The organism is Nonomuraea sp. PA05 (assembly GCF_008086045.1).
In the GTDB taxonomy this organism is placed as follows: domain Bacteria; phylum Actinomycetota; class Actinomycetes; order Streptosporangiales; family Streptosporangiaceae; genus Nonomuraea; species Nonomuraea monospora.
Map to the genome: position 1 here is coordinate 1 of NZ_VSEY01000011.1, position 23,825 is coordinate 23,825.

The following is a 23,825-nucleotide window of genomic DNA, read 5'->3' on the forward strand; positions in this document are numbered from 1 at the left end:
GGAGGGCACCTTCCACACGGACTGGTCCGGCGCCCGCACGGAGCGGCCGGCGTAGCCCTCCCCGCCCCCCCCCCCCCCCCCCCCCCCCCCCCCCCCCCCGCCAGTCACCGTCACCGTCACCGGATTGGCGAGCCGCCCTCAGCGGCCGTGCGGCGACCGGCCCGGTTCCCGCCGCCCGCAGGGCGCGACCGGCCCGGTTCCCGCCGCCCGTGCGGCGCGGCAGGCGTGCGGCGCGGCAGGCGTGCGGCGCGGCAGGCGTGGCCTTCGCCGTCCGGGCGGCGCGGCTCTCAGCGGCCGCTGCCGATCACCGGGTTGGCGAGCGCCGTCACCAGGCAGAAGCCGATGGGCCCGGCGGTGTCGTGCATGGTCACCTGACCTGTGGCGACGCCGTCGGCGCTGGCGTGCCCGGTCGACTCGACCCCGACCAGGTCGCCCTCGGGCAGCCTGGCGAGCGTCAGCGTGTAGTCGGCGTTGATGAAGCGCAGCCCGTCCCGCTGGGCGTTGGCCAGCGGGCTGGCGAAGTCAGCGGCCAGCGCCGTCCGTACGAACGGGGTCAGCGGCTCGTCGTCCACCAGCGGGTGCTTCTCGCGCAGCCAGGCCCGCCCCGGCTCGCCGAAGGGCCTCACCCACCACAGGTCGAACGGCGGCCGCCACCCGTCGCCCTGGGTCGGCGGCGCGGCGGGCGGCGGCTCGTCCCAGGCGGGGGTGACCAGCGCCCGCTCGCCGCCGGGCTGCTCGCTCTCACGCAGCAGCACACCGGACGCCCGCGCGATCACGCCCTGCTCGGTGGAGATGACGACGTCGGCCACCCGGATCCTGCGGCCGTCCCTGACCAGGGTGGTCTCCACGGTGACGGGCAGCATCGGGCTGTTGCGGAACAGGTCTACGGTCAGCCGGGCGAAGCGCAGGCCCGGCTCGGCGTATCGCTCCTCCAGGGCACGGGCGGCCAGCCCGCCCAGCAGGCGGCCGTGGAGCATGTCGGGGGACCAGGGGCCGCGGGCGTGGGGGGCGGGGACTAGTTCGTCCCTTTTGCGCGTGAAGAACGCTGATGTCACAGAACGATATTCTAGACAGAGATCAGGCGGGCTGCCGAGCGTGCGCAGCGGCCCTTACACCCGACCGGCCCCAGCGCCGCACGGAGTGAACGGCGCCGCACGGGGGCGAGCAGCGCCGGGCCACGGCGAGCAAGCGCCGCCGAGCTGGGCAGGCGCCGCGCCGAACTGGGCAAGCGCCGCGCCGAGCCGGGCAAGCGTCACTCGCGGCACGCCAGACGCCTCGCAAGGGCGGCAGGGACCGGGCCTGGCAGGCAGGTACCGCCCGGAAGCGGGCAGGCGTCGCATGCCGGGCATTGCGGCCTGCAACCGGCCGCATCGGCGCTTAGCCTGCCGGGCATGGACCCCTTCGTCATCGACATCCCCCAGGACCGCCTCGACGACCTCCGCGAGCGCCTGGACAGAACACTATGGCCGGACGCGATCGAGAACACCGGCTGGTCGTACGGCGTCCCACCCGAGGCGGTGCGCGAGCTGGCCGCGTACTGGCAGGACGGTTACCCCTGGCGCGCCCACGAGGCCCGCCCTGAACGCGCTGCCGCAGTACACCACCGAGATCGACGGCCGGCGGGTGCACTTCGCGCACCTGCGCTCACCCCGCCCCGGCGCGCTGCCGCTCCTGCTGACACACGGCTGGCCCAGCTCGTTCGCGGACTTCTCGCACGTGGCGGGGCCGCTCAGCCAGGACTTCCACCTGGTCATCCCGTCCATCCCGGGTTTCGCGTTCTCCGGCCCCACCCGCACGACCGGCTGGGGCGTGCGGCGGGTGGCCGCCGCGTGGGTGACGCTGATGGACCGGCTCGGGTACGGCAGGTTCGGCGTGCAGGGCGGCGACTTCGGCTCGCTGATCTCGGCGGCGGTGAGCCGGGCCGCACCTGGACGGGTGGCGGGGGTGCATCTGAACGCCTCGGTGATCGCGTTCCCCAACGACGATCTGGCGGGGCTGACGGAGGAGGAGCGGGCGCGGGCCGCCGGCCTGGAACCTGGACGCGTTCGCCTCCTGAAGCAAGGACGCCGGCGGGCTGCGGGCCGACGACCTCCTGGCCAACGTGGCCCTCTACTGGTTCACCGGCACCGCGGGCACGTCCGGACGCCTGTACAAGGAGAGCGCCCCCGACTGGGCGCCGCCCGCCGAGCGCGACCCGACGCCCACCGGCATCGCGGTCTTCCCCGGCGACTCGACCGTGCGGCGCTACGCCGAGCAGGTGCACAACGTGGTGCACTGGTCGGAGCTCCCGCGAGGCGGGCACTACGCCGCGCTGCAGGCGCCCGATCTGTTCGTGGCGGACGTCCGCGAGTTCTTCTCCGGGCTGGCCTGACCCGCGCGCGGGTCCGTAAGCTCCGGTAGATGCGCGATCTAGGTGAGGACCCCCGGCCGTCCCGGGGCGCGGTACGCGAGATCCACTCACTCCGGGAGGCCGTCACCCTGGCCTACTCCCCCGACCTCGACGGCCTGGCCGACCCGGGGGAGATCATCTGGGCGTGGGTGCCGTACGAGGAGGACCCGTCGCGGGGCAAGGACCGGCCGCTGCTGGTCGTGGGCCGCACGGGCCGCCGGCTGCTGGGCATGATGCTGTCCAGCAGGGGCGACGACGGGCCCGACTGGCTGGAGCTGGGGCCGTGGGGGCGTGACGGCAAGGTGTCGTACGTGCGGCTGGACCGGGTGTTCGTGCTCGACGAGGACGACATCAGGCGCGAGGGCGCGGTGCTCGACGGCGAGCGGTTCGCCCGGGTCGCGGCCCGGCTGATGAAGACGCACGGGTGGGGGGCGGGCCGGTGAGGTTCACGCCGGCCGCCCGGTCGTTCGTGGCGGGGCTGCTGGTGAGCAACAGCGCCCCGCACCTGGCCACGGCCGTCACCGGCCGCCGGCATCTCACCCCGCTGGCGGGCCGCCGGTCCGGGCCGGGCGTCAACCTGCTGTGGGGTGCGGCCAACCTGGCGGGCGGGCTGGCGCTGCTGCGCTCGTCGGCGCGGGCCGAGCAGCCCGGCGACGCGTGGGACGCGCGGCTCGTCGCCTTCGAGGGCGGCTGCCTGATGTTCGCGGCGTGGATGGCGGTCACCGAGCGGCTCTTCCCGATGAACCACGAGGGGTCCTGACCCGGTGTCCCCGCTGATCAGGAAGATCGACTCCGTTGCCGTCCCGGTGCCCGGCCTCGACGCCGGGCTGCGGTTCTACCGGGACAGGCTCGGGCACGACCTGCTGTGGCGCAACGACGAGCTCGGCCAGGCCGGGCTCGCGCTGCCCGAGAGCGACGCGGAGATCGTCCTGACCACCGGGCCCGATCTGGCGCCGGCGTGGCTGGTCACCTCGGCGGACGAGGCCGCCGCCGAAGTGGTCGCGGCGGGCGGGCGGATGGTGGCCGAGGCCGCCGACATCCCGGTGGGCAGGGTGGCCGTGGTGGCCGATCCGTTTGGGAACGTGCTGGTGCTGCTCGACCTGTCCAAGGGGCGGTACACGACCGACGCGAGCGGCTCGGTGACGGGCGTCGCCGAACCCGGCGAGACGTGATCGCGGTGATCACGCATCCCCGAGAGGTGGGATCGCCGTGATCACGCGTCCCCCGCGAGGTGGGGTCGCGGTGATCACGCATCCGCACGAGGTGGGTTCGCCGGTGATCACGCGTCCCCGCGAGAAGTGATCGCGGTGACCGCGCACACGGGCGAGGTGTGATCATGGTGACCGTGAACACCGACCACGCGAGCCCCGCCGACCTCGCCGCCCTGCGAGCCGCCTTCCCCGGCGGCGGCCCTCCCCTGGGCTGGGACGCCGTCCGCGCCTTCGAGGCCGAGCACGGGGTCGTCCTGCCCGAGCCGTACCGCACGTTCGTGGCGGAGATCTGCGACGGCTCCTACACCGGCCCGCCCGACTTCGGCCTGGAGGCGCTGGCCGAGCTGCCCGACGACTGGGGCGGCGACCGGCCCGAGCGGGTGCTGGCCGAGCCGTTCCCGCTGACCGAGCAGTGGGTGTGGGAGGACGACCCGCGCCCGGACGAGGAGATCGAGGCGCTGCTCGGGCCGGTCTACGACGCGGGCTCGATCGTGCTGGGCACGGACGGCTGCGGCATGTACTGGCACCTGATCGTCACCGGCCCCCACCGCGGCCACGTCTGGAACATCACCGGCGAGGGCGCCGCCCCCTTCGGCGCCGAGTTCGGCCACACGACGGGCGAGTCCGGCTTCGCGGGCTGGGTGCGGCACTGGGCCGACGGCCGGCCCTGGTTCGACACGTGATCCCGCAGACGTTCGCGCGCGCCACGGCCGAGCGGGAGGGCGAGGCCGGGGCGGCCTGGCTGGCGGAGCTTCCCGGGATCGTGGCGGAGCTGCTGGAGCGGTGGAGGTGCGTGCCCGACGGCGAGGTGTCGCACGGCGGCGTCGGCGTCATCGTCCCCGTGCGGCGGACGGACGGCGACGCCGCCGTGCGGCAGGCGGACGCCGCGAACGCCATGCGGCGGGCCGACGGCGGGGACGCCGTGCTGAAGGTGTCGTTTCCGCATCCCGGCAACGTGCACGAGCCGGACGCCTTCGCCGCGTGGGGCGGGCGCGGCGCCGTCCACCTCTACGAGCGCGCCGACGACCGCTACGCCATGCTGCTGGAACGGGTCCGGCCGGAAACCCTGGCGGAGAGCGGCGACGTGGAGGAGATCGCGACGGTCGCCGGGCGGCTCAGCCGCCGGCTGGCGATCCCCGCCCCGCCTGGTCTGCCCCGCCTGCGGGAGCAGGCCGGCGAGTGGGAGCGGGAGCTGCGCGAGGACGCCGCCGGGCTGCCGCACACGATGCCCGCCCGCGTGGTGGACGAAGCCGTGGCGACCGCCCGCGAGCTCGGCCCCGCCCAGCCAGACCTGCTCGTCCACGGCGACCTGCACCCGAGGAACATCCTGCGCGCCGGCCGCGAGCCGTGGCTGGCCGTCGATCCCAAGGGGTACGTGGGAGATCCCGCCTACGACGGCGGCACGCTGCTCAAGTCGCTCGCGTTCAAGCTGGCCGAGACGGACGACCTGGGCGCGGCCGTGCACCGTGTCCTCGACGTCTTCGCCGGGGCGGCCGGGCTGGACCGCGAGCGGGTGCGGCGGTGGGCCAGTTCCACGCCGTGCGGGCCGGGTTCTGGGGCCGCCGCCACGGGTTCCGCGTCGCGCGGGGCGGCGCGCCGCTGGACCGGCTCACCGCGCTCGCTGACCACCTCGCGGAGCTGCTGACCGAGCCTCGGACCGGCCCTCGGACGGAGCCTCAGACGGGGCCTCGGACAAGGGCTGAGGCGAGGGCCGTTTGAAGAGCGCGGCGGCGCGCAGGCCGAGCCACAGCAGCAGGGCGAGCACACCGACCAGCAGGTACTCGATCACGGGAATCCTGACGGACTCGGTCACCGCGCCGACGAGGTTGCCGCGCAGCCCGTACACGAGCAGAGCGGCGCCGGCGTAACAGGCGGCCAGCAGCCACCGGACGGCGGCGGACAACCCCAGACCGTGCATCTGCGTGATGACGAACACCCCGAGGAAGCCGAACAGGAACATCGGCCACGCCCCGTCCGGCCCGGAGGTCATGACGGCCACCAGCGTGCCGTGCACGGCCACCATGGCCTCCAGGGTGAACGTCCACCAGCGGTTGGTGTGCGCCCTGGTGAGGAAGAGCGAGCCCTGCAGAAGCAGCAGGAACATGTAGAAGAAGCCGATCAGGTGGCCGGAGGTGGCCTCCGCCGGGTGGTACCAGAAGGTGTAGACGGCGGCCCAGCTGAACAGGTAGCCGTGGTAGCGGCGGGCGAAGTCGACCACGGCCCGGCCGAGGGGGACGGGCTTGCCGGCGAACAGCCCGCGCCGCCGGTTCTCCATCAGCAGCACGACCACCAGCAGCAGCACCACCGAGCCCTGCGAGCTGAAGATGGACACGTCCTGGGCGAGCCCGTCGTAGAACAGGTGGGTCTGCAGCGTGTGCAGGGCGATGAACCCGGTGTTCACGGCCAGTGCGACGACGTTGACCGGGTGCAGGCCCGCTGTGTAGCGGCGGACCCTGGTCTGGGCGTAGTAGATCAGCCCCCAGAACGCGATCTGGTGGGCCGCGTAGCCGAGCCACGCCGACAGCCTGGTCCAGAGCGTGGGGTGCGGGAGCTTCCAGTAGTACCAGGACGGGCCCTGGTCGGGCAGCAACTCGATGCCCTGCAACCGTCCGCCGAGCAGCCAGATCAGCCCGGTCATCGCCGCGCTGGCCGCCACGCCGAGCAGGAGGGCGCGGCCCGCGCTGACGTTGCGCAGCGCTGTCATGGGAAGACTCCGTTCAAGTATTTCCATCATGGAATGTTTCCATCATGGAATGCTAGTGGGCATGACCGCGAACGAGGACGCGCCCGGCGCGTTCGAGCTGATGGTGATGATGCGAGCACTGAACGTGGAGAGCGACCGGTTCGCCGAACGCTTCGCCGCCCTGCACCGGCTGCACCGGACCGACCTCAACGCTCTCGTCGTCATCCTCGACGCCGCCCGCTCGGGCAGCCCGCTCACGCCGGGCGGCCTCGGCACGGCGCTCAACCTCAGCCCGCCCGCCACCACCGCGCTGATCGACCGGCTGGAGCACGCCGGGCACGTCGAGCGGCGGCGCAGCGCCACCGACCGGCGCAAGGTCGAGGTCACGCTGAACGAGCAGGCCGCCGTGCTGGCCCGCCGCTTCTTCGCGCCGCTCGGACGGCACCTGACGGAGGCGATCGAGGCGTTCACGGCCGAGGAACGGCGGCTCATCGAACGGTTCCTGGAGAGCGGCATCAAGGCCACGGCGGCGGCCAGGGCGGAGGCGGTGGCCGGATGAGCACGACCCAGGTGAGCACGTCCCGGACGAGCACGATCGTCATCACGGGCGGCACGCGCGGCCTCGGGCTCGGCCTGGCACGGGCCCTGGTGGAGCGGGGGCACCAGGTCGTGGTGTGCGGCACCGACCCCGGACGGGTGCGGGCGTCCGGCCTGCCCGGCATCGTCGCCGACGTGGCCGACCGCGACCAGCTCCAGGCGCTGTGGGAGCACGCCGCCGGCGCCTACGGGCGGGTGGACGTGTGGATCAACAACGCTGGGGTCTCGCACCCGCGCGAACCCGCCTGGCGGCTGCCCGCCGACCAGGTCAGGCACGTCGTGGACGTCAACCTCGTCGGCGTGCTGAACGGCTGCGCCGTCGCCATGGCCGGCATGGCGGCGCAGGGCAGCGGTCACGTGTGGAACATGGAGGGGCTCGGCACCGACGGCCGGCTCGTGCCGGGGCTCGGCGTGTACGGCGCCACCAAGCGGGCCGTCGGCTACCTCACGGACGCGCTGGCCAAGGAGGTGCCGCCGGGGGTGGGGGTGGGGTTGCTCAGCCCGGGGATGGTGGTCACCGATCTGCTGACCCATGGGTACTCGGAGGAGGAGCGTCGGCGGGCGTCGCGGGTGTTGTCGATCCTGGCCGATCGGGTGGAGACCGTGGCGCCTTGGCTGGCGGATCGGGTGGTCGATGGGGCGCGTAACGGGGCTCGGGTGCGGTGGCTGACGCCGGGCAAGATCGCCTGGCGGTTCGCCACGGCGCGCTTCACCCGCCGCGACCCGTTCACCGCCCCTTGATCCATCCCACGCGACGGGAAACCCGCGCAAGGGGTGGTGTGCCGGAATGTCAGGACGGGAAGACCGCCGCCAGTTCCGGGATGCGGGCACGATACCCGTCCAGCAGCCGCTCGGCCGTACTCACCGAGTCCACCAGCGGATGCAACGCGAACGCCGCCACCGCCAGCCGCGACGACCCGGTCAGCGCCGCCTCGATGACCGTCTGCTCCACCGCCTTGACCTGCTGCACCAGCCCCAGGAACCGCCCGGGCAACCCCCCGGTGGCCAGCGGCCGGACCCCGGCGCCGTCCACCGCGCAGGGGATCTCGACGACGGCGTCCGGCGGCAGCCCCGGCACCGCCGTGCCGTTGGCCACGTTGAGGATCATGGTGCTGGGCTCGCCGCGCGCGATGGCGGCCATGAGGGCCAGCGCGATCCCCTCGTACCCGCCCGCCTCCAGGTCGGCGGCGGAGCGCTCACCGGCGCCCGTGGCGTCGCGGGCCTCCGCCATGTACGAGGTGTCCCGCTCCCTGCGCGCCCGCGTCCACTCGGCCAGCGCCTCCCCCGGCCGGGCGCGGACGGCGGCGTAGAAGCGGTCCTGCTGTTCCAGCAGCGACTCTCCCCTGGTACGACCCGAGCTGCCCGCCACCGCCTCCCGCGTGAAGTAGTAGTAGTACAGGTACTCGTTCGGCAGCGCCTCCAGCGTCCGCACCCAGCCGGGCCCGAACAGCCGCGCCTCCTCGACCTGCCCCAGCAGCGCGTCGTCGGCGAGGAGCCGGGGCAGCACGTCCTGCCCGTCGTAGGTGAGGCCGCGCAGCCAGCCGAGGTGGTTGAGCCCCGCGTAGTCGGGTGAGACGCGGGCGGGGTCGAGCCCGAGTGCGGCGGCGGCGCGGCGGACGAGCCCGATCGGCGAGTCGCAGATGCCGATCACGCGGTCGCCGAGCACCCGCCGCATCGCCTCGGTGATCATGCCTGCCGGGTTGGTGAAGTTGATGACCCACGCGCCGGGCGCGAGCGCGGCCACCCGCTCCGCCACGCGCACCGCGACCGGCACCGTGCGCAGCCCGAACGCGACGCCGCCCGGCCCGGTCGTCTCCTGCCCGACCAGGCCCAGCTCCAGCGCGACGCGCTCGTCGGCGGTGCGGCCCGCCAGGCCGCCCACCCGGATGGCGGAGAAGACGAAGGTCGCGTCCCGCAGGGCGGTGTCGAGGTCGGTCGTGGTGCGGACGAGCGGCGGGTCGTCGTGTCCCGCGGCCATGCCGCGCAGCACGTGGGACACGGTCTCCAGCCGTCCGGGCGAGACGTCGTACAGCACCACCTCCTCCACCCGCGGCTTGGTGGCGGTGTCGCGCAGCAGCGCGCCGTACACGAGCGGGACCCTGAACCCGCCGCCGCCCAGAACGGCCAGCCTCATCCGCACCCCTTCACGTCAGCAGAACCTCGTCCACGCAGGCAAGACCTCGCCACCTCAGCAGCACCTCATTCACGCGAGCAGGACCTCGCCACCTCAGCAGCACCTCGTTCACGCGAGCAGGACCTCGGCGCCCGCCGCCGCGCAGGCGCGCAGCGTGGCCTCGTCGGCGCCGTCGTTGGTGACGATCACGTCGACGTCCTCGGGCCCGCACACCCGCAGCGCGCCGGTGCCGGGGAACTTGTGCCGGTCCACCAGCAGCACGACCTGCCCGGCCGCCGCCATCATGGCGCGCTTGAGCGGCACCTCGGCCAGCGTGGTGTCCACGAGCTGCCCGTCCGGACGCACCCCGCTGGCCCCCAGGAACACCCGGTCGGCCACCACCTGACCGAGCGCCGCCTCGGTCAGCACCCCCACCAGCGAGTGGTACGGCCTGCGCACCATGCCGCCGAGCAGCAGCAGCTCCACCTCCGGGTCGGCGCGCAGCACGTCGAGGACGGCCAGGCTGGAGGTCACCACGGTGACGCGGCGCCCGCGCAGCCGCCGGGCCAGCCGCATCGTGGTGGTGCCGATGTCGAGCAGCACCACGTCCCCGTCGGCGACGAGCCGGGCGGCGCGGGTGGCGACCGCCTCCTTGTCCTGCTCGTCCGTGCCCGCCACCTCGGCGAACGGCCGGTCGGCGTCTGCGTCGGCGCAGGGCAGCGCGCCGCCGCGGACGCGGCGCAGAGTGCCGTCGCGGTCGAGCACCTCAAGGTCCCTGCGGATGGTGGACGGGCTCACGCCGAGCTGACTGGCGAGATCGCGCACGCTCGTGGCACCGGAGACGCGGACGCGGCGCATGATCTCGGCATGCCGGAGGCGCTGGAGCACAGCGGGATCCTATCAGTCAAATTCGCGCAGAAGTGAGCATCGTGCACTTGAAGTGTTCGAGCAAACGTGCAAGATTGCGCACAACCGGTGTGTCGAGGAGGACCTATTCCCGTGTCTGCCCAGGCGTACGACCCTCTCGCCGGCGAGCGCACCCCGGAGGGTCCGCAGTTCGACGTCTTCCTGGCCGGCACTGTCTTCCTGGACATCATCTTCACCGGCCTGCCGGCGATGCCCGCGGCCGGCACGGAGATCTGGGCCGAAGGCATGGGCTCCTGCCCCGGCGGCATCGCCAACCTGGCCATCGCGACCAGCCGCCTCGGCCTGCGCACGTCGCTGGCGGCGGCGTTCGGCGACGACGACTACGGCGACTTCTGCTGGCGCACGCTGGAGCGGCAGGAAGCGGTGGACCTGTCCAGGTCCAGGCGGTTCGAGCACTGGCACTCGCCGGTGACGGTCTCCATGGCGGTCGACCGCGACCGCAGCATGGTCACGCACGGCCACCCCGCGCCCATGACGGCCTCCGCGATGATCGGCTCGCCGCCGCGCTCCCGCGCGGTGATCGTGAGCCTGTCCGCGGAGGAGCCGCTGGGCGAGCCGGGCAGCGCGTGCAACTGGGCGGAGCTGGCGCGCCGCGAGGGCTCGCTGATCTTCGCCGACGTGGGCTGGGACCCGTCGGGCGTCTGGTCGCGCTCGGTGCTCGACCAGTTGGACGTCTGCCACGCGTTCATGCCGAACGCGACCGAGGCCATGGCCTACACCGGCATGGACACGCCCAGGGACGCGCTGTACGCGATCGCCGACAAGGTGCCGCTGGCCGTGGTGACCGACGGGGCCAACGGCGCCATGGCGATCGACTCGGCGACGGGCGAGGAGGCGTTCGTGCCCGCGCCCCGCGTGACGGCGCTCGACCCGACCGGCGCGGGCGACGTGTTCGGCGCCGGCATCGTGCTCGGCACGCTGTCCCACTGGCCGCTGGCCGACCGGCTGGCGTTCGCGGGGGTGTGCGCGGCGCTGGCGGTTCAGCAGTTCGGCGGCTCGCTGGCGGCGCCCGGATGGGGCGACATCGCCGACTGGTGGCACGAGGTGCGGGCCTCCGCCGACCACAGCGGCGCCTACGGCAGCGCGCTGGCCCGCCGCTACGCCTTCCTCGACCGGCTGGTGCCGTCGGTGCCGGTGGGCGCCGTGCGCCGCGCCGCCGCCACCATCGCCCGGTACGCCGACGTCGGCATGGCACCGCCCGTCCCGGGGAAGCGTGCGGATCCCAACGTGACACACCCCGCCGGCGAGAACCCCTCCGGCGGCGGGGAACCGGATGCGCCTCGCGCGCCCGCGCAGAAGGAGTAAGCCGTTGACCGCCGAGAAGCGAAAGCCGCGTGAAGCCGGCACCCCGGCCGCCCACCAGCCATGGCCACCCGGAGCTTCGGCCCCGACCACCCACCGGCGACGGCCGCTCCACGCTCCGGCCCCGGCCGCCCACCGGTCAGGGCCGCCCCGAGCTTCGGCCCCGGCCGTCCACCGGCGACGGCCGCATCGGGCCAGGGCGGTGCTGGCCCTGCTCGCTGCCGTGGCCGTGTGCTCGGCCGCGTGCGCGCCCGGCTCCTCCGCCCCTCCCCCGGCCGCCTCGAAGCCGACCTCCACGGCCGTCCGCACCGACGCCTCAGCGCTGGGCGACGTCACCCTGACGGTCTGGGACCAGGAGGTCCGCGGCGGCCAGGCCGCCCAGATGGAGAAGCTGAACGCCGCGTTCCAGGCCAAGTACCCCAACATCAAGCTGAACCGCGTCTCCCGCTCCTTCGACGACCTGAACACCACGCTGCGCCTGGCGCTGAGCGGCAACGAGCCGCCCGACGTGGTGGAGGCCAACAACGGCCGCTCCGCCATGGGCGCGTTCGTCAAGGCGGGCCAGCTCCGTCCGCTGGACGACTACGCCGAGGCGTACGGCTGGAAGCAGCGCTACCCGGAGTCGGTGCTGCGGTACTCGCGCTACAGCGCCGACGGCAAGCTCTTCGGCGAGGGCAACCTGTACGGCCTGCCCCAGGTCGGCGAGGTCGTCGGCCTCTTCTTCAACGCCGCCAAGCTGAAGCAGCTCGGCCTGGAGCCGCCGAGGACGTGGGCCGAGTTCGAGACCGCCCTGGACAAGGCCAAGGCGGCCGGCGAGGTGCCCCTGCAGTTCGGCAACCTCGACAAGTGGCCGGCCGTGCACGTGTTCGGCACCGTGCAGGGCCGTACCGTGCCGCCCGATCAGATCGGCACGCTCGCGTTCGGCCGCAAGGGCGCCTCCTGGAACACCCCCGAGAACGTCAAGGCCGCCGAGCAGCTCGTGAGCTGGGTGGACAAGGGGTACTTCGCCAAGGGCTTCAACGGCCAGGGGTACGACGCGGCGTGGCAGGCGTTCGGCAAGGGCCAGGGCGTCTTCCTGATCGCGGGCACCTGGCTGCTGGCCGACCTGCAGAAGGCGCTCGGCGCGGACCTCGGGTTCATGCTGCCGCCGGGCGCCACCCCGGACGCGGCGCCGGTCGCGACCGGGGGGACGGGCCTGCCGTTCGCCGTCACGGCCAAGAGCCCGCACCCGGACGCGGCGGCGGCGTACATCGACTTCATCACCGACGCCGACGCGATGAAGGTGCTCACCGAGACCGGCAACCTGCCGGTCGCCGACACCGCCGCGCAGACGGTGGCGGAGGGTCCGCAGAAGGACGTGTTCACCGCGTTCGGCACGGTGACCGGCAAGGACGGGCTGGTGCCGTACCTCGACTACGCCACCCCCACCTTCGCCGACACCCTCGGCGCGGCCCTTCAGGACCTGCTCGCCAAGAAGGCGGCGCCGCAGGAGTTCCTCGCCACCCTCGAGAAGGACTACAAGACCTTCGCCGAGAGCAACGGCTGAGCATGGCGGCACCCCCCGGCGAGCCCCGTCGCGTCGCCTACCTGTACCTGCTGCCCGCCTTCGCCGTCTACGCGCTGTTCCTGCTGTACCCGATCGGCCGGGCCGTGCAGATCTCCCTCTACGACTGGGACGGCCTGTCCCTCGGCACCTGGGCCGGGCTCGACAACTACGTGGCCATCGTCGCGGACGAGGGGCTGCGGGCGGCCTTCGCGCACGCCCTGGTCCTCATCGTCTTCTACGCCGGCGCGCCGCTCGTCATCGGGCTGACGCTGGCCGCGATACTCAACCACGCCAAGGTGCGCGGGCTGGGCTTCTTCCGCACCGTCGTGTTCCTGCCGCAGGTCATCGCCATGGTGGTGGTCGCGGTGGCGTGGCGGCGCGTCTACGCCCCGGACGGCTCCCTCAACGCGCTGCTCGGCGCGCTCGGGCTCGACTCCCTGACCCGCGGCTGGCTGGGCGACTACACCTTCGCGCTGCCGGCGGTGGGGGTGGTCGGCACCTGGTTCGAGACGGGGCTGGTGACGGTGCTGCTGCTGGCCGGCATGAGCCGCATCCCCCTGTCCCTGTACGAGGCGGCGCGGCTGGACGGGGCGGGGGCCGTGCGCGAGTTCTTCTCGGTCACGCTGCCGTCGGTGCGGGCGGAGATCGCGGTGGCTCTGACGTTGACGGTGATCGCCGCGCTGCGCACGTTCGACCTGGTGTACGTGACGACTCGCGGCGGGCCGGGGGATTCCACGTCCGTGCCGTCCTACGAGGTTTATCACCGTGCCTTCGGGCTGGGGCAGGTGGGGTCGGCGGCGGCCATCGGGGTCACGCTCACCGTGGTGATCTTCGTGATCTCGTTCGGGATCAACCGGTTCGCGGACAGGAACGTCTCATGAACCGGCGCCGCGCGTACGAGCATCCCGCCACCCCCCACCGCCCGCACGGGGATCCCCTCACCCCGCACCGCCCGCAGGGGGACCTCGTCCCCTCTCGCGGGGACCTCGCCACCCCCCACCGCCCGCACGGGAGAGCCTCATGATTTCTCGCGGGGAGCGGGTGGCGAACTACGTCATCCTGTCCGTGTTCGCCGCCTTCGCCCTCTACCCGATCGTCGTCATCCTGTCGGCCGCCCTCGGCCCGGCCGACAGCGGCGGCACGTCCGGCCTGTCGAACTTCGCTGCCGCCTGGGAGATCGGCCGCTTCGGCTCCTACCTGCGCACCAGCCTGGCAGTGTCGGTGTTCGTCGTGGTCGTCAGCGTCGTGCTGTCCATCATGAGCGGGTACGCGTTCGGCACGATGCGCTTCCGCGGCCGGTCACTGCTGTTCTACCTGTTCATGCTCGGGATCATGATGCCGAGCGAGGCCGTGGCGGTGCCGCTCTACTTCGACCTGCGCTCCCTCGGGCTGATCGACACGTTCTGGTCGATCACGCTGCCGCAGATGGCGCTGTCGGTGGCGTTCGGCACGTTCTGGATGCGGGCGTACTTCCTGGCCTCGAACCGCGCGATCATCGAGGCGGCCCGCATCGACGGCGCGTCGAGCTGGCGCATCCTGTGGCAGGTCCTGCTGCCCGCCGCGCGGCCCGCCGTCGTCACGCTGACCGTGCTCGTGTTCATGTGGACGTGGAACGAGTTCCTCATCCCGCTGATCATGGTGACCAGCGAGTCGCTGCGTACCGCGCCGCTGGGACTGGCCTTCTTCCAGGGGCAGTACACCTCCGGGTTCACCCTGCTGGCGGCCGGTTCGGTCATCGTGGCCACGCCTGTCGTGGTCTTCTACCTGTTCCTTCAGCGTCACTTCGTCCGCGGGCTGCTCCAGGGGGCGGTCCGCGAGTAAACCTCCGGAGGTTCGATGCGTACCAGACCCGCCGAAACGGCGGCCGGAACCACGGCCACCACCCGCACACCCGCGACCGTCCCCCGGCCTGCACCCATCTCCCACCCGACGCGGCACCGCGGCCGCCTGGCGGTGCTGGCCGCCGCCGCGGTCACGCTCGCGCTGCTCCCCGGCACCCCCGTCTCCGCCTCCGCCTCCGCCTCTGCCTCTGCCTCCGCCTCCGCCGAGACCACGGCATCCACCGGCGACGTCACCGCGCTCACCGGCGGAGCAGCGACCCCCGTCGACCTCGACGCCCTGTTCATCGGCGCTCACCCCGACGACGAGGCGTTCACCCTCTCCACCCTCGGCCAATGGAACGAGTACCACGACGTACGCACCGGTGTGGTCACCGTCACCCGAGGCGAGGGCGGCGGGAACGCGGTCGGCCCCGAGGAGGGCCCGGCACTCGGTCTCCTGCGCGAGGCCGAGGAACGCACGGCGGTCGGCAAGGCGGCCGTGACGGAGGTGTTCAACCTCGACGACGTCGACTTCTACTACACGGTCAGCGCCCCGCTGACCGACCAAGTGTGGGGCGGCGACACCCTGGAGAAGGTGGTCCGCCTCGTCCGCATGACCAGGCCGGAGATCCTGCTCACCATGGACCCGGCCCCCACGCCGGGCAACCACGGCAACCACCAGGAGGCCGCCCGGCTGGCCATCGAGGCGTTCTACGCGGCGGCCGATCCGAAGGCGTTCCCCGAGCAGATCAGCCGTGAGGGCCTGCGCCCGTTCGCACCGGCGCGGCTGCTCACCGGCGGCGCACGCGGCACCTCGCAGACCGGCCCCGCCTGCGCCTCGACGTTCCGTCCCGCCAACGCGGCGCAGAACGTGTTCGGCGTGTGGAGCGGCCGCCCCTCAGCCGGCCACGGCAAGACGTGGGCGGCCGTGGAGCGGGAGGCGCAGCGCGTGTACGCCTCCCAGGGCTGGGCCGGCTTCCCGGACGTGCCGACCGATCCCGCCCAGCTCGGCTGCGACTTCTTCACCCAGGTGGACGCCCGGGTGCCGTTCCCCGCACCGGGCAGCCCGGCCGCCGCCGCTCCGACGTCCGTCCTCGACGGTGCTCTGACGAGAGCTGACGGCACGGTGCCGCTCGGGACTCAGCTCGGGCTGCGCACCAGTACGTTCGACATCCGTCCTGGCACGCCGTTCACGGTCGAGGTGTCCGTGAAGGCGCCGCCCCGCGCCCCGCTCGGCCGCTCATCGGTCGCCCTGAGCGTCCCGGACGGGTGGCAAGTCAGCACCACGAACGCGAGCGCGAACACCAACACCAACACCAACACCAACACGACCGCCACCGCACCAGCCACGTCCACCGAATCCAGCACACCGACCCCCTCCGGCACACCGACTCCCTCCAGCACACCGCCCCCCTCCGGCACACCAACTCCCTCCGGCACACCGACCCCCTCCGGCACCTCCGCCGCCCTCGGAAGACCTGCCGCAGGGCGCGGCGCCTCGGCCACGTTCAAGGTGACCCCACCAGCGCAGGCCACCCTGGGCCGAGCCCGCATCGCCGCCACACTCACCACCGAACACGGCAGCGGCTACACCGACCGCCAGGTCGAGGTCGTCCGTTCCGTCCGCACCGCCCAGCAACCCCTCCCCCAGGTCGCCCAGTACGAGAAGTGGACCGGCGAGACCGCCGTACCCCAGCTCCGCGGCCTGGTCACCCCCGTCCTCACCCTCCCATCGGCCGGCACCAGGCAGGTCGGCGTCATCGTCACGAACGTCAGCGACGCCCCCGCCTCCGGCACCGTCCGCGTCGACCTGCCACCGGGCTTCACGTCCGACCGCGCGCAGGCCTCGTACGCCGACCTGGCGGCGGGCACGTCGACAACACTGCCGTTCACCGTCACCAACTCCGACCCCACCCTGAAGACCTCGAACGAGGGCGGCGACTACGCCTACACCATCACCACCACCGGCGAGGACGGCACCACCACTACCCGCCCGGCCCTGGAACTGGTTCCCGCCGCCGCAGTCCCGCAGGCGTCCGCCGCCCCGGCCGTGGACGGCGCCGAGGGCGACGGCGAGTACGGCGGCGCCGCGCTGAACATCTCCCGCCTCTGGGAGGGCACCGCGTGCTCCTCGCCGGCCGACTGCTCCGGCACGGCCAAGCTCACCTGGCACGACGACACGCTGTACGTGCTGGTGCACGTGCAGGATGACGTCCTCGGCACGCGGCTGGCCGCCTCCGACTGCAAGCGGCACTGGCGTACCGACTCGGTGGAGGTCACCCTCGACCCGCGCGGCACTTCCGAGAACACCTCCACCACGTTCAAGACCGCGGTCCTGCCCGTGACGGCCGAGGGCCCGCCCTGCCACCTGCGCGACGCCGACAACCGGCAGGGTCCGGGCGGGGAGACCGCGCCGGGCATGCGGGTGGCCTCGAAGGTGTCCGCCGGGGAGTACACGGTGGAGATGTCCATCCCGCTGGAGGTCCTGCCCGGCGCCGTCGACCCGGCGCACCTGGGCCTGAACGTCCTCGTCTACGACTCCGACACCCAGGACAGAACCGGCCAGACTCGCATCGGCTGGTCGACGTGGGGCGGCGTGCAGGGCGACCCGTACCGCTGGGGCGTGGCCACCCTGCCCGGCTACCAGCCCCCGCCCGACCGCCCCACCACCCCTCCGGACCCGGTCATCCCGGACACCGCTCTGTCCAGCCTGGACTCGCCCCAGTCCCTGGAGCAGTCCGTACGCGTCAACGTCCCTCCCTCCGGCCCCGCCGCCCCGGCCTCCCAGACCGGCCGCGTCGTCTCAGCCTCGGCCTCGGCCTCGGGTGGGGGTGACGCGGTGAAGGTGACTCTGCGGAGCGCCTCACGCGGTGAGATGCACTTGTTCGTACGAGATGGGCAGGGCACCGCGGGCACCCGTGTCGTGACCGTCTCCACCAGGGGCACCACGACCGTCACCGTCCCCTTGACCCGTGCCCTGGGCGCGCGCCCGGCGGTGGTGGCCGGGTGGCAGGCCCCTGACGGCGGGACGGCGGCCTCACAGACGACCGTCCGATGACCCCGACATAGGCCCGCCCCTTCCCGAGCAGCCTCACCCAGCACCCCCCAACGGCCACACCCGACACTTCCTCAGGCAGCACCGCCCGGTACTTCCCGGAGCAGCCCCGCCCGGTACTTCCCGGAGCAGCCCCGCCCGGTACTTCCCGGACGGGGCTGCTCGGCACTTCCCGGACGGGGCTGCTCGGCACATGCCCGGCCGAGGCCGCCCGGCGCATGCCCGGACGCGGCCCCTACGAATGCGACCAGTGCCACCGCACCTCCGAACGCGCACGACGGACCGGCCCTACCTCTGGCAGCGTCCGAAATCGACCACGAACGTCCCCCCGCCACTCGCCCCCGCTCCCGCCGGGTCAGCAGCCCCCGCCGCCGCACCCACACCGACGTCGGCCATGGTCGGGCTGAGCACGATCTGCCGGTGCCCGTACGTGCTGACATACACCCACCAACGCACGGCGGCCCTCGGCGTGCCGGACCCGCCCCACCCGGTGTACGTGGTCTCCGCGTAGGCCCACGACAGCGGATTCGGGCAGTAGCCGGCGGCGGTGATGCGGCTGCCCGGGGTGGAGCCGGTCTGCGGGTTGGTGTGCGAGTTCGCGCCCGGCCGCCACCACTTCAGCCGCGCCGCGGCGTCGGCGTGCGATTGCGCGGCCGTGTCGAGCGCGCTGTTGCGGACGAGCGGACGGAGCCCAGCCTTGGCCCGCTCGGCGTCGATGAGGCAGAGCACGGCCTGGCGGACCAAGGCGATGTTGCCGCTCTGCGGGGCCGAGTCGTAGTACGCCGCCGCGACATCACACCCGATCCTCGCCTGAACCGAGGCACCCGCCACGCCGACCGCCGCAGCATGCGCCGAACCGAGTGCCGAGACGTCCGCCGTGTCGAGCCCGGTGGCATGCGCTTCGGCATGCCCGGTGGCATGAGCTGTGGCGTGGGCCGAGGTGGTGAGGGCGGGAAGGCCGCACGTGACGGCACCCGCCGCAACCGCGATCGCGAGGAGCCGGGCGGTGCGCTTGACCCAGGTGGTGCTTCTGCACCAGGTGGTGCCTCTAGTCCAGGAGGTGCCTCTGGAGCAGATCATACTTCGAGAGCAGATCCTGCTTCTGGACCCGGCGATGCTTCTGGACCGGGTGATGCCTCTGGACCCGTTGATGCCTTTGGACCAGGTGGCGAGCTTGAACCAGGTGGCGCGCTTGGCCCGGCTGCTGACGGATGGCGAAAGGTCGCTCATCAGGACCCCTTCTGGTTGGGTCCTCCAGTGATACGGCGGGTCCCGGGCCACGGGCATGAGTAGCCCTTACTCAGATCCGGACCCGCGCCCAGCCTCACTCCCTGCTGTTGAGCCGGTACGAGTAGATCAAGGCGACCAGGATGACGGCGCACATGGCGATGGTGAACGCCTCCGTCGAGATCGCGGCCGCGACCAGGCACACCGCCCCCGCGGCGATGGACAGCATGACGATGACGCCGTTCCTGCTGATGCGGGGCCTTTGCGGCTCGGGGCGCGGGACCGCGGTCGCTCCCGGCGGGAGGGGTTCCCATAAGGCACCGCATTCCGGGCATCGCCATGGGCTCTGACTCATGGAGGCAGGGCGCATGCACTGGTGGTTCACTCGGGGCTTCCTTCGCGTCTCGTCGGTGGCCGGTCCGCGCCGCGGGTCAGCGGCACTCACGGCCGTACGGTAGAGCATCGGAAGCCGTAAGAGAGCGGGACAGCAGGTGGCGATCGGGGCGTCGGGACGTGAAGCGGTGAGCGGGACGCCGGGCGGTGAGCGGGACGTCAGCTGGGGAGGGGGACGAGATCAAGCTCGCGCATGACGAACGCCAGCCAGTACGTCTGCTGCTCCACGATCGTGCTCCAGCTCGCCCCGCCATGCCCCGCCCCCTCCCACACCCTTAACAGCACGGGATGCGGGGAGGTCGTCGCGGATTGGGTGCGGGCGGCGAACTTGCGGGAGTGCCAGGCGGGGCAGCGAGGGTCGTTGGCGCCCGCGTCCAGGAGGATCGCCGGGTACGGGGTGCCGGGACGAACGTGGTGGTACGGCGAGTAGCCCATGAGCACCGGGGCGTCGGCGGGGTCGTTGGGGTTGCCGTATTCGGGCAGGGTCGCGGCGGTGCCGATGGGGTCGCGGGTGACGCGCATCAGGTCGAGTTTCGGGGCGCCGCACACCGCCGCTCGCCACAGGTCGGGGCGCTGGGTGACCGCTACGCCGGCGAGGAGGCCGCCGTTGGAGGCGCCCTGGACGGCCAGGCGGTCCGGGGCGGTGATGCCGTCGGCGATGAGTTGCTCGGCGATGGCGTACAGGTCGTTGAAGCTGTTCTGCTTGACGTGCAGACGGCCGGCCTCCCACCACTGCAGGCCGAACTCGCCGCCACCGCGGACGTGGGCGTGCGCGTAGACGCCGCCCGCCTCGACGAAGGCGGCCAGGGGCCCCAGGTAGGAGGAGAGCTCGGCGACGTTGAAGCCGCCGTAGGCGTGGATGAGCGTGGGCTGCGGACGGGAGCGGTCGAGGTCGGCGCGGTGGACGAGGGTGCAGGGGACCCGGGTGCCGTCGGCCGAGGTGGCCCAGATGCGGGTCGTGACCAACCCTGGGAGGGTGTGGCCCGCGCCCTGGAGTTTGGTCAGCGCGCCGGTGGCGAGGGCGTAGTGGTAGACCGTCGGGGACTGGGTGTAGGAGGTGTAGCCGAAGGTGATGGCGTCCTCGCAGCCGATGACCTGGTCCATCACGCCAAGGGCGACGACGCCCTGGGCGATGGAGCTGACCGAGCCCGGGCCGGGGAGCGGCACCTCGCCGGCCTCCTTGCCGTCGAGGTCGAGGACGCGGATGCGGGAGACGGTGTCGACCAGCTCGCCGAGCACCAGCCGGTCGCCTGCCAGCGTGACGCCGGTGAGGACGGCGTCGCCGCCCGGGATGAGCTCCGTCCAGGTGTCCGGGTCGCCGGGGCTGTCCAGGGGGATGCGGACGAGGCGGCCTCGGGGGGCGCCCGCCGTGGTGACGGCCACGTAGGAGTCGCCGGCGAGCACGCCCTTGTAGAGGTGCTCGGTGTCGGTGATGAACTCGCGCCACTGCCAGGACGGTTCGTCCGGGGTCGGGGGCTCGTCGAGGCGGGCGAGGAAGTGGGGGCGGGGGCGCAGGTGGTCGACCTGGAGGACGGCCCATCGGCCGTCTCGGGAGATCTTGGGGATGGCGTACATGTGGGGGATGTTCAGGGGCTCGGGGTCGGTGGGCGGGGGTTGGCCGATGCGGTGGAAGAACAGCCGCCAGCGCAGGGGCATCCGAGCCGCCGCACCAGGCCCGGCCGGCTGTCTCGCGCCGGTGTCCTGGCCAGAGCCCGCCCCGGCGTTCTCGCCAGAGCCCGCCCCGGCGTTCTCGCCAGAGCCCGCCCCGGCGTTCTCGCCAGAGCCCGCCTCGGCTTCTTGGACGGAGCCCGCACCGGCTTCTTGGACGGCGCCCGTACCGGGCGCACGCCTCACGCCGGATTCTCCGACGGAGCTTGCACCGGCTGATTGGGCAGGGTCCGCCCCTGCCGCGTGCCTCATGCCGCCCTCCTGGCCCGAGCCCGTCCCCGCCACACGTCCCGCGACGGCCCTGGGCTCCCGGTCGGCGGGTGCGGGGGCCGGTCCGGCGTTGGCCATGTAGAAGAATCCCGTGGCGTCGGGCAGCCAGGCCACCAGGCCGGGCCGTTGTTGCGGGACGCCGTCCAGCAGCACCTTTCCCGTGTCGATCTCGATCACCTTGAGCTCGGGCAGCTCCCGGCCGGAAGCGTCCAGCGAGTACGCCAGCAGCCTCCCGTCAGGTGACGGCTGCGGGCTGATGCGCAGCGGCGTGCCGCCCTCGGACAGCTCGTTGAGGTCGATCACCGTACGCCAGGGCCCGGTGACCGCGTCGGCGACCTCCAGCACCATGAGGTCGCGCCCGGCGGGGATGCGCCCGCGGAACCACCGCGGCCCGTGGCGGACCGGCACCACGAGGTTGCGGGCGTCCATCTGCTCGACCAGTTCGCCGACGCGGGCGGCCAGGCGGTCATGGTGCGGCCAGGCGTGTACGTAGGAGCGGGCCAGCTCGTCCTGGGCGCGCTGCCAGGCGGCCACGCCGTCGCCGGTGTCGTCCTCCAGCCACTGGTAGGGGTCGTCGAACGCCAGCCCGCCGACCTCGTTCCGCTCCGGCCGCGCGGGTGCGGCGGGATACGTCATGCTCATGGCTTGCTCCTTGGCGATCGTCGGGCGGTCAGGGGGCCTCGGGCGCCTGTCTGGCGCGCCGGAAGTACTCCATGAGGGCGGGCAGGTCGTCGGCCTCCAGCCAGTCGATCTGGCGGCTCATCTCCGCGCTGAGCTGGGGGCCGGCCCTGCGCCACAGCTCCATGCCGGCGTCCATGAGCTGCTCGTCGACTTCCTGGTCGCCCACCTGGAGGCTGGTCGTCATGGCCTCCCAGCGCGTGGCCACCTCCTGGACCTGCGGGTCGTCGACCGGGGTGCCGGCCAGCATGAGGCGGCGGGCCTCGCGCAGCAGGGTGAGCATCTCGGTGCGGTAGTCGTCCATGCGGACCTGGCCGAGCTCCGCCCGGCGGCGCGCCAGGTGGTCGCGCAGCTCCTGGTCGAAGTACGACTCGTAGACGGAGTGCAGCTCGAGTGCGGCCATGACGCGTTCGGGGTTGGGCATGACGGCCTGGTCGAGCATCGTCATCAAGCCGCCGATCCGTTCTCTGAGCTGCTCGATGCGGGCGGCCTGCAGATCGAGCTCGGCGAGCTGGGCGCCGAGCAGCGCGCGCAGCGCGCCGAGGTCGTCGGACGAGCGGTCGAGGACGCGGCCGATCTCCTCCAGGGTCAGGCCGAGCCCGCGCAGCGCCCGCACGCGGTAGAGGCGGCGCAGGTCGGCCTCGGTGTATCGGCGATGGCCCGACGTGGTGCGCTCGCTGGCCGGGACCAGGCCGATCTCCTCGTAGTGGTAGAGCGTGCGGATGGTCACGCCGGTGGCTTTGGCCAGCTCACCGATGCTCCACCGGCGCTCGCCCTCGTCGTTGGGGGTCACGGGTATGACGGTAGGACCTACCGTGGCGGGAGGTTCAACTCATCACTCTGTGTGATTGAACGACTACGTGCCGGGGTAAGGGTGCAGAAAGCCAAACATGCCCAGCGGGGTGGTGCGGCGTCCCCCGACCCCTCCGGCGTACGCCCCCCGCGGCCATTCGAAAGGGAGCCCCCGTGCCCGACAGCGCCCGCTGCGCCACCATGCCCGTCCACCACCAGCTCATCGCCACGTCCCCGCGCTACGCGGTGGCGCTGGCCGCCATCGAGAACGAGACGTTCGCCAGGAAGAACGCCAGAGCCGCGGCCAGGGAGGAGGTGGTGACGATCCCCATCGTGGTCCACGTCGTGCACCACACCCCCGAGCAGGACATCAGCCAGGAGCAGATCGACAGCCAGATCAAGGTGCTCAACGAGGACTTCCGGCGGGCCAACCCCGACCTGGACAAGGTGCCGGAGGTGTGGCGGGACCTCGTGGCGGACGCGCGGCTGGAGTTCAAGCTGGCCGACACCGACCCCGACGGCAACCCCACCAACGGCGTCGTACGGAAGGAGACCAGCGTGGAGTCGTTCGACGCCGACCACGGGGTCAAGCTCGGCGACCGGGGCGGGTCCGACGCCTGGCCCGCCGACCGCTACCTGAACGTGTGGGTGTGCGAGCTGAGGAACGCCCTCGGATATGCCACGTTCCCCGGCGGGCCCGCCGAGATCGACGGGGTCGTGATCCTGCACCGCGCGTTCGGTACGACCGGGACGGCCGAGGCGCCGTACGACGGCGGGCGTACCGCGACCCACGAGATCGGGCACTGGTTCAACCTGCGGCACATCTGGGGGGATGATGGTGACGGGTGCTCGGGGAGCGACTTCGTCGATGACACTCCCAATCAGGGTGGGCACAATCGGGGCACGCCTACCTTTCCCAAGGTGAGCTGCGACAACGCGCCAAATGGGGACATGTTCATGAATTACATGGACTATGTGGAGGACGCGTCCATGTACATGTTCACGACGGGGCAGGCGGAGCGGATGGACGCGGCGCTGGCGGGGCCGCGGGCGTCGTTCCTGTCGCCGCAGGTGAGGGAGAGCATGAGGCTCGGTACGCCTGGCTGACGCGGCTGCGGGCAGCGGGGCCGCGCCCGGTGCACGGGCAAGACGCC

General features: G+C 72.8%; 22 protein-coding genes and 2 pseudogenes. 16 read left to right on the forward strand and 8 right to left on the reverse strand.

The genetic code is table 11. The features are described 5' to 3' along the window. Positions 1-287 precede the first annotated feature (287 nt). Positions 288-1,055, reverse strand: coding sequence for a thioesterase family protein (locus FXF51_RS18610; protein ID WP_262379628.1), 768 nt, complete (start codon positions 1,053-1,055; stop codon positions 288-290). A gap of 336 nt (positions 1,056-1,391) precedes the next feature. Between FXF51_RS18610 and FXF51_RS63480 the strand changes: the two are divergent. The 8 genes and pseudogenes from FXF51_RS63480 to FXF51_RS18640 form a co-directional block, all read left to right on the forward strand. Next, positions 1,392-1,514 (forward strand): annotated as a pseudogene (locus FXF51_RS63480) (epoxide hydrolase N-terminal domain-containing protein); the annotation flags it as partial. Between the two features lie 109 nt (positions 1,515-1,623). After that, a pseudogene (locus FXF51_RS63485) lies at positions 1,624-1,953 on the forward strand (alpha/beta fold hydrolase); the annotation flags it as partial. Positions 1,954-2,101: 148 nt separating this feature from the next. Next, positions 2,102-2,371: a hypothetical protein gene (locus FXF51_RS63490; protein ID WP_316247625.1), complete on the forward strand. Its 270-nt coding sequence runs from the start codon at positions 2,102-2,104 to the stop codon at positions 2,369-2,371. Positions 2,372-2,400: 29 nt separating this feature from the next. Continuing rightward, on the forward strand, positions 2,401-2,832 hold the full coding sequence (locus FXF51_RS18620; protein WP_148435766.1) for a type II toxin-antitoxin system PemK/MazF family toxin: 432 nt from the start codon (positions 2,401-2,403) through the stop codon (positions 2,830-2,832). Continuing rightward, entirely contained in the window at positions 2,829-3,149 is a 321-nt protein-coding gene (locus FXF51_RS18625) for a hypothetical protein (RefSeq protein WP_148435767.1), read from the forward strand. The genes FXF51_RS18620 and FXF51_RS18625 overlap by 4 nt, the downstream gene beginning before the upstream one ends. A gap of 4 nt (positions 3,150-3,153) precedes the next feature. Then, entirely contained in the window at positions 3,154-3,561 is a 408-nt protein-coding gene (locus tag FXF51_RS18630) for a VOC family protein (protein ID WP_148435768.1), read from the forward strand. Positions 3,562-3,725: 164 nt separating this feature from the next. Next, positions 3,726-4,283, forward strand: a complete 558-nt coding sequence (locus FXF51_RS18635; RefSeq protein ID WP_222871347.1) for an SMI1/KNR4 family protein — start codon at positions 3,726-3,728, stop codon at positions 4,281-4,283. After that, complete coding sequence (locus FXF51_RS18640; protein WP_222871348.1) at positions 4,280-5,245, forward strand: aminoglycoside phosphotransferase family protein; 966 nt, start codon at positions 4,280-4,282, stop codon at positions 5,243-5,245. The genes FXF51_RS18635 and FXF51_RS18640 overlap by 4 nt, the downstream gene beginning before the upstream one ends. Here FXF51_RS18640 and FXF51_RS18645 read toward each other — a convergent pair. Continuing rightward, complete coding sequence (locus FXF51_RS18645; RefSeq protein WP_262379629.1) at positions 5,210-6,304, reverse strand: hypothetical protein; 1,095 nt, start codon at positions 6,302-6,304, stop codon at positions 5,210-5,212. The two genes, FXF51_RS18640 and FXF51_RS18645, sit on opposite strands and share 36 nt — an antisense overlap. A 61-nt stretch (positions 6,305-6,365) precedes the next feature. On the opposite strand from FXF51_RS18645, the gene FXF51_RS18650 reads away from it, so the two are divergent. Further along, positions 6,366-6,842: a MarR family winged helix-turn-helix transcriptional regulator gene (locus FXF51_RS18650; RefSeq protein WP_148435769.1), complete on the forward strand. Its 477-nt coding sequence runs from the start codon at positions 6,366-6,368 to the stop codon at positions 6,840-6,842. After that, on the forward strand, positions 6,839-7,621 hold the full coding sequence (locus tag FXF51_RS18655) for an SDR family NAD(P)-dependent oxidoreductase (protein WP_148435770.1): 783 nt from the start codon (positions 6,839-6,841) through the stop codon (positions 7,619-7,621). Before FXF51_RS18650 ends, FXF51_RS18655 begins: the two co-directional genes overlap by 4 nt. A 49-nt stretch (positions 7,622-7,670) precedes the next feature. Here FXF51_RS18655 and FXF51_RS18660 read toward each other — a convergent pair whose 3' ends face one another. Then, a complete protein-coding gene (locus FXF51_RS18660) occupies positions 7,671-9,014 on the reverse strand; it encodes a 6-phospho-beta-glucosidase (RefSeq protein WP_148435771.1) in 1,344 nt (447 codons plus the stop codon). 108 nt (positions 9,015-9,122) lie between these two features. After that, positions 9,123-9,881 (reverse strand): DeoR/GlpR family DNA-binding transcription regulator, encoded by a 759-nt coding sequence (locus tag FXF51_RS18665; protein ID WP_148435772.1) that lies wholly within the window; start codon positions 9,879-9,881, stop codon positions 9,123-9,125. Positions 9,882-9,992: 111 nt separating this feature from the next. Between FXF51_RS18665 and FXF51_RS18670 the strand changes: the two genes are divergently transcribed. The 5 genes from FXF51_RS18670 (at position 9,993) to FXF51_RS18690 (ending at position 17,646) form a co-directional block, all read left to right on the forward strand. Continuing rightward, complete coding sequence (locus tag FXF51_RS18670) at positions 9,993-11,225, forward strand: PfkB family carbohydrate kinase (protein WP_148435773.1); 1,233 nt, start codon at positions 9,993-9,995, stop codon at positions 11,223-11,225. A gap of 199 nt (positions 11,226-11,424) precedes the next feature. Then, positions 11,425-12,768, forward strand: coding sequence for an extracellular solute-binding protein (locus FXF51_RS18675; RefSeq protein ID WP_148435774.1), 1,344 nt, complete (start codon positions 11,425-11,427; stop codon positions 12,766-12,768). A 2-nt stretch (positions 12,769-12,770) separates the two neighbouring features. Further along, a complete protein-coding gene (locus FXF51_RS18680) occupies positions 12,771-13,649 on the forward strand; it encodes a carbohydrate ABC transporter permease (RefSeq protein ID WP_148435775.1) in 879 nt (292 codons plus the stop codon). Between the two features lie 139 nt (positions 13,650-13,788). Beyond that, positions 13,789-14,589, forward strand: a complete 801-nt coding sequence (locus tag FXF51_RS18685) for a carbohydrate ABC transporter permease (RefSeq protein WP_148435776.1) — start codon at positions 13,789-13,791, stop codon at positions 14,587-14,589. A gap of 15 nt (positions 14,590-14,604) precedes the next feature. Further along, complete coding sequence (locus tag FXF51_RS18690; protein WP_148435777.1) at positions 14,605-17,646, forward strand: sugar-binding protein; 3,042 nt, start codon at positions 14,605-14,607, stop codon at positions 17,644-17,646. A gap of 285 nt (positions 17,647-17,931) precedes the next feature. Here the strand turns inward: FXF51_RS18690 and FXF51_RS18695 are convergent, their stop codons facing one another. The 4 genes from FXF51_RS18695 to FXF51_RS18705 all read right to left on the reverse strand — a co-directional run bounded on the left by FXF51_RS18695 (position 17,932) and on the right by FXF51_RS18705 (position 22,672). Beyond that, a complete protein-coding gene (locus tag FXF51_RS18695; protein WP_222871349.1) occupies positions 17,932-18,873 on the reverse strand; it encodes a CAP domain-containing protein in 942 nt (313 codons plus the stop codon). A gap of 94 nt (positions 18,874-18,967) precedes the next feature. After that, the gene (locus FXF51_RS62665) at positions 18,968-19,099 is read right to left on the reverse strand and encodes a hypothetical protein (protein ID WP_262379630.1); all 132 of its coding nucleotides are present in this window, start codon (positions 19,097-19,099) and stop codon (positions 18,968-18,970) included. Between the two features lie 323 nt (positions 19,100-19,422). Beyond that, positions 19,423-21,843, reverse strand: coding sequence for a prolyl oligopeptidase family serine peptidase (locus tag FXF51_RS18700; protein WP_148435778.1), 2,421 nt, complete (start codon positions 21,841-21,843; stop codon positions 19,423-19,425). Between the two features lie 28 nt (positions 21,844-21,871). Continuing rightward, a complete protein-coding gene (locus FXF51_RS18705) occupies positions 21,872-22,672 on the reverse strand; it encodes a MerR family transcriptional regulator (protein ID WP_148435779.1) in 801 nt (266 codons plus the stop codon). A 173-nt stretch (positions 22,673-22,845) separates the two neighbouring features. Between FXF51_RS18705 and FXF51_RS18710 the strand changes: the two genes are divergently transcribed. After that, a complete protein-coding gene (locus tag FXF51_RS18710) occupies positions 22,846-23,778 on the forward strand; it encodes a zinc metalloprotease (protein WP_222871350.1) in 933 nt (310 codons plus the stop codon). Positions 23,779-23,825: the final 47 nt, after the last annotated feature.

What these genes read in the sequence shown, in the direction of transcription:
- FXF51_RS18620 (WP_148435766.1), top strand. Translation starts at nt 2,401, where the DNA reads ATGCGCGATCTAGGTGAGGACCCCCGGCCGTCCCGGGGCGCGGTACGC.
- FXF51_RS18635 (WP_222871347.1), top strand. Translation starts at nt 3,726, where the DNA reads ATGGTGACCGTGAACACCGACCACGCGAGCCCCGCCGACCTCGCCGCC.
- FXF51_RS18645 (WP_262379629.1), bottom strand. Translation starts at nt 6,304, where the DNA reads ATGACAGCGCTGCGCAACGTCAGCGCGGGCCGCGCCCTCCTGCTCGGC.
- FXF51_RS18650 (WP_148435769.1), top strand. Translation starts at nt 6,366, where the DNA reads ATGACCGCGAACGAGGACGCGCCCGGCGCGTTCGAGCTGATGGTGATG.
- FXF51_RS18655 (WP_148435770.1), top strand. Translation starts at nt 6,839, where the DNA reads ATGAGCACGACCCAGGTGAGCACGTCCCGGACGAGCACGATCGTCATC.
- FXF51_RS18660 (WP_148435771.1), bottom strand. Translation starts at nt 9,014, where the DNA reads ATGAGGCTGGCCGTTCTGGGCGGCGGCGGGTTCAGGGTCCCGCTCGTG.
- FXF51_RS18680 (WP_148435775.1), top strand. Translation starts at nt 12,771, where the DNA reads ATGGCGGCACCCCCCGGCGAGCCCCGTCGCGTCGCCTACCTGTACCTG.
- FXF51_RS18685 (WP_148435776.1), top strand. Translation starts at nt 13,789, where the DNA reads ATGATTTCTCGCGGGGAGCGGGTGGCGAACTACGTCATCCTGTCCGTG.
- FXF51_RS18690 (WP_148435777.1), top strand. Translation starts at nt 14,605, where the DNA reads ATGCGTACCAGACCCGCCGAAACGGCGGCCGGAACCACGGCCACCACC.
- FXF51_RS18695 (WP_222871349.1), bottom strand. Translation starts at nt 18,873, where the DNA reads ATGAGCGACCTTTCGCCATCCGTCAGCAGCCGGGCCAAGCGCGCCACC.
- FXF51_RS62665 (WP_262379630.1), bottom strand. Translation starts at nt 19,099, where the DNA reads ATGCTGTCCATCGCCGCGGGGGCGGTGTGCCTGGTCGCGGCCGCGATC.
- FXF51_RS18700 (WP_148435778.1), bottom strand. Translation starts at nt 21,843, where the DNA reads ATGAGCATGACGTATCCCGCCGCACCCGCGCGGCCGGAGCGGAACGAG.